General features: G+C 47.1%; 4 protein-coding genes. 1 reads left to right on the forward strand and 3 read right to left on the reverse strand.

All coding sequences use genetic code 11. The features are described from left to right. Positions 1-28 precede the first annotated feature (28 nt). From NXH67_RS16150 to NXH67_RS16160, 3 genes are all read right to left on the reverse strand, one after another. A complete protein-coding gene (locus NXH67_RS16150; protein ID WP_272798044.1) occupies positions 29-3439 on the reverse strand; it encodes an AAA family ATPase in 3411 nt (1136 codons plus the stop codon). After that, the gene (locus NXH67_RS16155; RefSeq protein WP_272798045.1) at positions 3426-4640 is read right to left on the reverse strand and encodes an exonuclease SbcCD subunit D; all 1215 of its coding nucleotides are present in this window, start codon (positions 4638-4640) and stop codon (positions 3426-3428) included. The genes NXH67_RS16150 and NXH67_RS16155 overlap by 14 nt, the downstream gene beginning before the upstream one ends. Before the next feature lie 122 nt (positions 4641-4762). Next, positions 4763-8140: a hypothetical protein gene (locus NXH67_RS16160; protein WP_272798046.1), complete on the reverse strand. Its 3378-nt coding sequence runs from the start codon at positions 8138-8140 to the stop codon at positions 4763-4765. Positions 8141-8463: 323 nt separating this feature from the next. Here NXH67_RS16160 and NXH67_RS16165 point away from each other — a divergent pair, with 323 nt between their 5' ends. Continuing rightward, entirely contained in the window at positions 8464-8922 is a 459-nt protein-coding gene (locus NXH67_RS16165) for a helix-turn-helix domain-containing protein (protein WP_272798047.1), read from the forward strand. Positions 8923-9172: the final 250 nt, after the last annotated feature.

A 9172-nucleotide genomic window follows, 5' to 3' on the forward strand; every position in this document is an offset into this window, starting at 1 on the left:
TCACACTTACAAGATTGCTGTTTCCTACTCACACCCCAGTGTCGATGGAGATGCTGCTGCCGTCGCGGGATTTGGTGACGCGGATCTGCTGCGGAATATTCTCCATAAGCTCCTCGCGGTGACTTATGATTCCCACAAGCTTATGACTGTTGGATAGCCCAAGCAGTATCTCCATGGCACTGTCGATAGATTTTTTATCCAGCGTTCCGAAGCCCTCATCGATAAACAGTGCATCCATCTGAACGCCGCCCATACTTGAGGACACTGTATCGGAAAGGCCAAGCGCAAGACTTAGTGATGCCTTGAAGCTCTCGCCGCCGGACAGGTTTCCGACAGGTCTTCTGCGTCCTGTGTAGTTATCCAGAACCTCAAGGTCGAGGAAGGTATTACTCTTTTTCCCAAGGCTGTCCTCTCGGCGGTACAGCAGGTACTGATCCTCGCTCATAGGAAGGAGCCTTCTGTTGGCGGCGTGAATGATACGATCAAACCCTGCTGCCTGAATATACTGCTCCAGCGTGATCTTGCCGTTGCCGGTGTTTCCTCTTACCAGGTCGTAGAGCCTTCTTGAGGTGTTGTATTTCTCAGTGGCATCAAGAAGGTCCTGTCTGCCGGACTCGATATTCTTCTTTCTACCAAGGTTACTCTCGATGCTGAAAAAGAGCTTGCTCCTCGTCTCTCCAAGGGCCTTTACTTCCTTATCTCTTGCTCGTACGGCGGCGCTTTCTTCTGTGATGTCCACATATTCCAGCTTCGCCGCATCCTTTCTGGCCTGGGCTAGTCTCGTCTCATTGGTGGAGAAGGCTTTCTCGTAGTCAGAGAGCTTCTTTTCCTCGCTCTTAATGGTCCTGTCGCCGGCAGCATACTCCTTCATCTCATCGGTGCCCTCAAAGCCATATTTCATAAGGACTTCCTGCAGCTCTTTCTCGAGCTTAGCTATAAGCTTTTCTTCCTTCTCGAAAGCAGCCTCTCTGGTCTTGATCTCCGCAGCAGCTGCCGCAGCTGTCTTGTCCGCTTCGTTCTTCTCCTTGAGGGCCTTGTCGATGGATGCCATGATATCCTCATAGAGAGCGACCTTGTCATCTCTCTCCTTCTTGGCTTCCTTCCAGGTTAAAAAGCTCAGCTTCTTAAGCCCCTCCAGCGTCGCCTTCGCCGCCGCAATTCCCGCAGCCTTCTCCTGCCTAAGAGCCATGGCCTTCTCTTTCCTTGCCGTAAGAGCCTGTGCCTCCGCTCCCAGAAGCCTCTCCAGCTTCTGCGCCGCCTCCTTGTACGCCTTCTCATCCCCGACAAGTTCCGCCGTTATTTCACTATTTTCCGCAATCTTATCAATAATACGTTTACGCATTTTTTCCACTTTCACAAAATGGACACAATTTTCCGCACCCACCTTTTCAGCATCCAAGCACCTTTCATCCCCCTCCAAAAAAGTGGGGTCTGACCCCAATTTGCGCAAAAACGTAGATATACGTTTTTGGAGCTGTTCTGAAAAGGCAAAGAGGCTTGCCTTGGCGCTCTCGGCGCCGCCCATGGCGGCGCTGCGCGTCTCCGACAGCGCTTGCTCGAGCGCCCGAGCCTGCTCCAGCTCGTCCTCGGTCACCGACTCCTTCGGAAGTGGCGCAGGCTCAGGGTGGACCCTGGAGCCGCAGACGGGGCACTTCTCCCCCTCCTTAAGATCCCGGGCAAGAAGCCCCGCCCTGCAGTTCTCCAGGGTCCTCTCCAGCACGAGCCGCCGCTCCAGGGCGCTCTCGTGCTCTTTCCTGGCCTCCAGGAACGCCTCCTGCTTGTCTGAAAGGCTCTGCTCCAGAGCCTTCAGCCTTGGCGCAGAAGTCTCCAGTATCTCGTCGGCCTCCTTCTTAAGCTCTGCGAGCTTATCGCCCGCTACGCGGGCCTTAATCAGCCTCTCCGGGCTGTCCTTCAACTCCTTAACTGTATCTTGACAGGAAGCGATCCGCTTCTTATTCTCTTCCTCTTCCTTGGCGATACCCGCCAGCTCTTCCTTAAGCTCAGCCTCTTCCTCCGTGAAGATCTTAAGAGCCTTAAGAGTCTCATCCCTCTTAACGTAGCTCTCCTCTTCACCGCTTATCTTGTCAGCCTCGGTCTTGGCCTTCTGCCCAAGTGACTTACGCTCCTTGGCCTTGGCAAGCTTATCCGCTGTAGTCTCCACTTTCTTATTTGCCTGTGCAAGAGCCTCCTTGTTCTTCTCAATGGCCCTCTCCAGCTCCTCATGGCTCTTAACAGCCTTCTCCAGATTCTCAAGGACAGGCATTACCTTGTAGCTGGCATTCTTCTGCTGCAGGATAAGGCCTTTCAGTTCCTCCATCTCAGGTCCCAGTTCCTCAAGTTGCTGCTTCTCTGCTTCCAGCTTATCCAGCGTCTTCAGCGCATTATTATTAAGCTCAGCCTTGGCCAGCTCAGCCTTCCTTGCATCCAGCTCCTTCTCCGCCTTCTTAAGCTCCGCTGCCATCCTGTCATAGGTCTTCTTATCCACAGCAACGATTCGCTCAATTATTCCAATTAGTTCATCTATATTCCAGGCGCTCTTACTGTCAGCAGCCTTCCTCTTTAATTCATAGAGCTCCTCAGTCAGCGCACTCACACTATCTTCAGCTGCTGCCTCATCACTCCCTAGTAGCTCATCATCGCTATCATACTCTGAGTCACCTATTACTTTTCCAGCCATAGCACCCTCGGCATCACCATCCTCATCAAGCACAGCACCTGCCTCATCTGCTGCCATATCACTCCCTAGTATCTCATCAGCCCCATCGCCAAGCTCATCCTCGCACTCCATCGGCGCCTCCACCTCCGCAAAGTACTGCAAGACACTGCGCTCCAGATTCTCCTTCTTTTTATACCCGTCGTTCATCCGCTCTCTGAGCCTGAACTCAATATTCTTATACCCATCGGTATTAAATATCGTCCTAAGTATCTCCGTCCTCTTATCCGTCTTGGCATTTAATAGCTCCCAGAACTCACCCTGGGCGATCATAGCGATCTGCTTGAACTGATCCTTGTCTATCCTAAGGAGCTCCTTAACCGCATTGTTAACCGGCGTGATTCCCTCAATCGGCGCCTGGTCGTCGATATACAGAACAGCCGTCTCCTTCACTGTCATAGTTCCGCTGCCGCGAAGCTTGGGTCTCTCATACTCAGGCTTTCTAAGAACGTGAACATTATGCCCCTGATGAGTAAAGTAAAAGTCCACATAGCTCTCCGTCTCCGGCGCCGCATACTCACTCCTTAGGTTCCCCGTTCCCCTGTAATGACCGCTGGTATCCCCGTAGAGCGCAAAGCAGATTGCATCAAAAAGAGTGGTCTTTCCCGCACCTGTATCTCCCGATATCAGAAAAAGCCCTTTTTCCTCAAACTGTCCAAACTCAATGTCCTTAATCTTGCCCGGATAGGGACCGAAGGCACTGATAACAAGCTTAATTGGTTTCATCTTCGTCCATCTCCTTTCCCTGTCCGAACTCCTCCTCGTACTGCAGATACTCAGACTCCTCAATGGCTCCCGCTTCCAGAGCAACCTCCATCATTACCTGCCTCTCGCTGTCCGTGATATCGCAGCCAAAGACCTGACTGTAGAAATCCGAGATAAGCTCCGAGAACTTCCTGTCGGGAGCGGCAGTCCCAAGGTCCACCTGCTCCATTTCCCTGGTGCGGCTGTTGTCGTAGTCCAGCTTGATGGTATTTGGATAAGTCGCACGGAAAATGCCGATGGCATCATTCACAATGTCCTCCTCAGTAAGAGTGACATAGATGAAGTCCTCAGTATCCGTCACATTTGCCCTGTCAAGGAGCTGCTTTCTCGTTCCTCTTATATGACGCAGATCGCGCATAGGCTTAAGAGGCACCAGTTCGATATGGGCACTGCCTTTTTTGCCCAAAGTGATAACAGGAACCGACTTGTCATTATTAACTTCCGAAAGGGAATATTTAAGAGGGGATCCGCTGTACCTGATGTGGTCAGCGCCGATCCTCTGGGGAGAATGAATATGGCCGAGAGCTGCGTAGTCAAACTGCTCCATAACACTGTAGCCGATCTTCTCCACAAGACCCACGTTCTGAACGCCCACAGCTTCAGAGCCCGCAACCTGTGGATCCTCGTTACCTGCCACAAACTGATGGGCCACCAGCACATTTCTGGAAGAATAGTCCACCCCCGAATTATCTATGATAACCCTGACAGCATCCTCATAGGTCTCGATCTTCTCATCAGGGTAAAAATGCTTAACCTGCGACGCCTTAACGAAAGGAAGGAGGTAAATATTCACCTCTCCCATTTCATCTGATGTCACATATTTACGCATCTTCCCGTCAAAACGGGATGAGATATAAATGCCCTTGTCTTCGAACAGACTGCTACCGAAATTAAGCCTGTCATCAGAGTCGTGATTGCCGCTGATGATGTAGGTCTGTACCTTAGCGTCCGAGAGCTTTTTAATAAATTCATCAAGCAGATTGACAGCTCCCTCCGAAGGAATTGCCTTGTCATAGACATCCCCCGCGATGAGCACAGCGTCAATCTCCCTGCTTCTAATAATATCCAGCACCTGATCCAGTATATATTCCTGATCCCGTATCAGATCAAATTCCCCCAGTGATCTTCCCAGATGAAGATCCCCCAAATGTAGTAATTTCATACCTTTCCCCGCTTTCCTAGTCTCCCGTTAATTATAGCATTTCAGAGGACTAACGACGAGATAATAACTCTCCTTAGGCCAAAAAAGAAAGCGCCGGACCATAAGTCTGACGCCTTCTGTTATTACAGATCAATTCCCAATCTTTCCATCTCCCTGTTTGCTGCTGCAGCATCCAGAAGTCCGGTGTCGGGATCAAAAGTATATTTGATCTTGAGATTCTTTACCCCATATCGCGTAGCCAGTGCCTTTGTAGATACTGATACGGAACCGGTGTAAGGATATCCTTTTTTAAGCTTCATATTGTAATTAACGCTTCTTGTATCTTTTCCGATATTAATTTCCTGAATAGTTACATAACCGCTTATTGCCTTGCCGGTACTTGCATCAACGATCTCGCTCATTTTGCCGTTATGATCCCAGGAAACTTTGGCAGTACGGTACGAGCTCTCTAATGTATTCGGATTGGATATAACCAGGTCAAGACTTGCCGTTCCGGCGCAGTCTACATCATTAACATACCAGTTCTTGCCCGATTTTCTGAAGGCGCACATATACTCCAGAGGAATGCCATAGCTATTAAGATGAAGAGTTCTGCCATAATAGTTGGTTGTCTTCGCTGATACAGAGCCGTCCGCACCTACATGAACAGGAATATACTTATAAGAGTTGTTCATAAACTCCTCACGGTATCTGTCCATTGCATATCTGTCAGCCTCCGGAAGTCTTGAATAATCAACAACTCTGTATTCTTTGGAATCATCTGTTACAATCTGACCCTCACTGATGACATAGATCTTTTTCCCATCCTTGATCATTGCAGCATCACTTCCGATGCTCGGAACCTGGAAGTCAGTCTTGCCGTCATTCTCCACATAGACAATTGTGGAATCTCCGTTTTTGAAATAAGCAAGCTCAATACGCCCTGTTAAAAGAGTACCCTTGGAACCAATGAAGTAAGCAGAAGAATTAAATATAAAGTATACGTCTTTGATCTTGGCTCCATCTTTGTCAACGAAGTTCTTGATACTGCCATCTTTATTAAATACGGCAAAAGCTTTTCTTCCACTGCCCAGTGTCACCTGCAAAGAGCCACTGCTCTGCTTGCCATCAGCGCCGTAGTAGTACCATTTTTTCCCGGTCTTTCTAAAGACATTTGTCAGCATGTAGCCTGTGGCAGGATCATAATAGCAGCCATCAATTGCCCCGGTTTTATAGCTACCGTCAGCCTTCTGGTATACGGTGCCCCCGTCCTTCTTAGCAGGACCTTCAGGCAGCTTATAGACACAGCCTGCACCATCAAGCAAATATTTTCTCCCGCTAAGCACATAGCTTGCATTTCTGACAAGAGCGCCCTTCATATAGTTATCATCAGCCTTAGTTGCAAAAAGAAGTCTCTTCTTTTCACCTGAAACAATCACATTTCCGTCTTTATCAAGGGCGATATTTCCGCTCTCATCAAGAGTAGGCGCCGGAACGGCCTTAAAGCCTACTGCAGCCTTTCCGTCAGTTTCAGAGAAGTACATATAAAAATCTTCAGACATCTGCCAGGGCGATGTTCTGTCAAAAGGATATACAGGTATCTTCTCGGATTTTTTAATCCTGTACCAGCCGGACATCTGATACCCCTCAGGTGCCATCAGATACAATTTACCATCTATATCCATTACATAAGGCTTGCCTTTTGTGGTTCTGTATATCGATCCGGCCTCTGCTTTATGTCCCTGATAGTAGTAATATTTTTGGCGCTTAATGGTCTTCCAACCGGTAAAATATGAGCCGTCGGAATTAAACTCAGTGTCTGCCGAAATGAAGCGCTCATCAGCTTTTTGCTGCTCCTTGCATTCCTTGTAGCTACATACAAAATAGTCTTCAGGTCCAAAAGGATACTTTTCGTTATAGTTTTTCTGATTGATGTGATATAACTTACCATTTACTTCAGCACGATAGTAATCCAGCTGCGCCACACGGTAACTACCCGCTTCTTGAAAATGGTATTTCTTTCCGGCAGGATATTTCTCTGTCTTAATGGTTTTAAAACCTGTTGCCAGCTCACCCGAGGTTCCGGTCACATAATAATATACAAATGAATCGATTTTGTAGAAACCGGGAGTTGTAACCACAATACCTTTAATTACGTAGTAGTACTTGCTTCCTTCCTTGTATACGCCGGTAACTGCGTTGATTCTTGCTGTATTCTTATCAAAAAGAATCGTTTCTTCGCCGGCTTTTACAATTCCGGTCGCCGCTTTACCAACCTTATCTAGGTAATAAACTTTGCTTCCTCCGGCGCTGTACAACCAGGTGTTAGTAAGTACTTTCTTACATTCAGAATCCGTATAGTAGCTGTATCCCGCTGCAGGATTCTTGGGTTCCTTGGCCCTTATATATGCCTGAGCTCTTACGTTATCAGCATTTATGTAGTAGTATCCCGATCTCATGCCGGTGGTTACAAGTCTTCCCTCGCTGTCAAAGTTGTAGAATTTGCCATCTATAAGATAGGTACCGTCTGTAAGGAGCTTACCATCTGCTCCTGCGCGGTATTTACTGCCTTCATAGGAAAAGAACTTATCTTTAACAATCGCTCCATCTTTATCAAGATAATACGAAGCGTTAGCACTCTCTTCATCGGTTACAATCCTGTCAAACCTTATGATTCCGTAGCCCTTCTCATTCTTGATCGCAAGATAGCTATTATCGCCTACTATGAAAAAGCCCTTCTGTATAGCGCCGGTGGTCTTGTCGCAGTACACTGCATAGTTTGCCTTGCTTTTGGATACAGCTCTTCCATAATGGTCAAAATACACGAAGCCGGTAGTCATGTAGCGGCCCTTGAAATAATAGTACTCATCACCGATATGAGCCACATTGTTATCAAGTGCTTTTCCGTCATCATCTGCGGAACGGCCGTCAGCGTTTTCGTAGGTCCATTTTCCTTTTATATTGATCCACTTTCCCTTTTGTCCGGCAGTTACCTTAACAAATGCATACGTACTATTCTCGGATACATCAGTAGCTTCTACAGATTCTCCAAAAGAAGCTTCATCTGTTTCCTCTAATATTACGTCCTCTGCAGCTTCATCTTCTGTTTCATCTGCGGAGCTTCCCTCAACTGCGAAGATGCCTTCATCTACAGAACTTCCTTCATCTGCAGAGCTTCCCTCAGAAACCACCGGGTCATCTTCTGTGCCTGCAGCCTCACTGCTGTCACCGGCATCTTCACTGCTGTCGGCATCGGCATTATCTTCATTGTCTTCAATTTCTTCTGTGATAATATCCTGATCCGGATCTGATGCAGCCTCTCCCTCACTGTCCCCTTCAGCACTGCTGCCTTCTTCTGAATCTTCGATAGTGACCTCGATCTCGCAAGTCTCAGAGTCAAGTATCACATCCTGGGGCCCCTCGAAGTAGTCTGACTCAGCAGCATATCCTGTGCTCCCAACACCAATGCAGCTTCCGGCAATGGTGATTGCCGCAAGAATAGCTAAAATCCTTTTTTTCATACCTTTTCCCTTTACTTTTTTCATTTACCTTTCATTACAAAGTATTGATAAGCACAAGCATTATACTATCAATCGCAGTAAAAAGAAACATATATGACGCACATTTTTCAGCGAGATAATTTTCAGTTTATTGCTGATTAAATGTGTATATATTCTGAATATTCTGTGAATTGTTTTAGAAATAAGTTAAACCTAGGTCTGCTTATGATATCTTATTTAGTGTTTGCGCTATTTATTATATCATTTCGATATTTTTCGCTTCGTTTGCGATATTATTTATACATCTCGGTTCGAAATGATATCTAACGTATCTAGGAGGAGAAATGATGAAAGACACCCCATTAGCAAAATATTTAAGAATGCTCAGAGACAATCAGGGCCTTAAGCAGGACGAGGTTGCAAGGCAGCTTGGAATCACAAGAGGCACCTATTCACATTATGAGAACGGTAGACTGACACCGCCGGCGGATGCACTCTACAAGATGTCCTCCATCTTCCACGTATCTCTGGAGCAGCTCATAAGGCTGTCTATGGAAAAAGACGGCGAAGACTCCGTGAAGTTCAACTCAGCGGAAGTCGTGGAAAAGGACGAGGATATCCAGCAGGACTCCGATGCTATTTACAATAGCTTTTTGTCGGAGTGTGCCGACATGTCCAAGGACAGACTGGCCAAGTGGGTCACCATCGAAGACAGAGAGCTTATCTACTACTACCACCGCCTCTCAGGAAGAGACAAACGGATTGTAAAGTTCTTCCTCAAGGCTTTATCTCTTATGAAATGATCAGCCAGACTAAGAATGCAATCTAAATAGGCATCAAAAAAGCGCCGGGACCAAGCGAAAAACTTAAGTCCTGACGCTTTTTTATCCTCATAGAAACTGCAGAAACATTATAATGATATAGGTGCCAAAAGTCATAAATGCGTACATGCTGGCATGTTAAGCATTTTGACTTTATGGCCCAAACAAATATGAGGAATTAGCAATTTACGCAGTAAATTAGCGGTTTCCGAATATTTGTAGAATTGCGAGA

Origin of the sequence: Butyrivibrio sp. DSM 10294, from assembly GCF_028539135.1 — a bacterium.
Lineage (GTDB): Bacteria > Bacillota > Clostridia > Lachnospirales > Lachnospiraceae > Butyrivibrio.

Coding starts and splice junctions, on each gene's coding strand:
- NXH67_RS16150 (WP_272798044.1), bottom strand. CDS start 3,439: ATGAAACCAATTAAGCTTGTTATCAGTGCCTTCGGTCCCTATCCGGGC.
- NXH67_RS16160 (WP_272798046.1), bottom strand. CDS start 8,140: ATGAAAAAAAGGATTTTAGCTATTCTTGCGGCAATCACCATTGCCGGA.
- NXH67_RS16165 (WP_272798047.1), top strand. CDS start 8,464: ATGATGAAAGACACCCCATTAGCAAAATATTTAAGAATGCTCAGAGAC.
- NXH67_RS16155 (WP_272798045.1), bottom strand. CDS start 4,640: ATGAAATTACTACATTTGGGGGATCTTCATCTGGGAAGATCACTGGGG.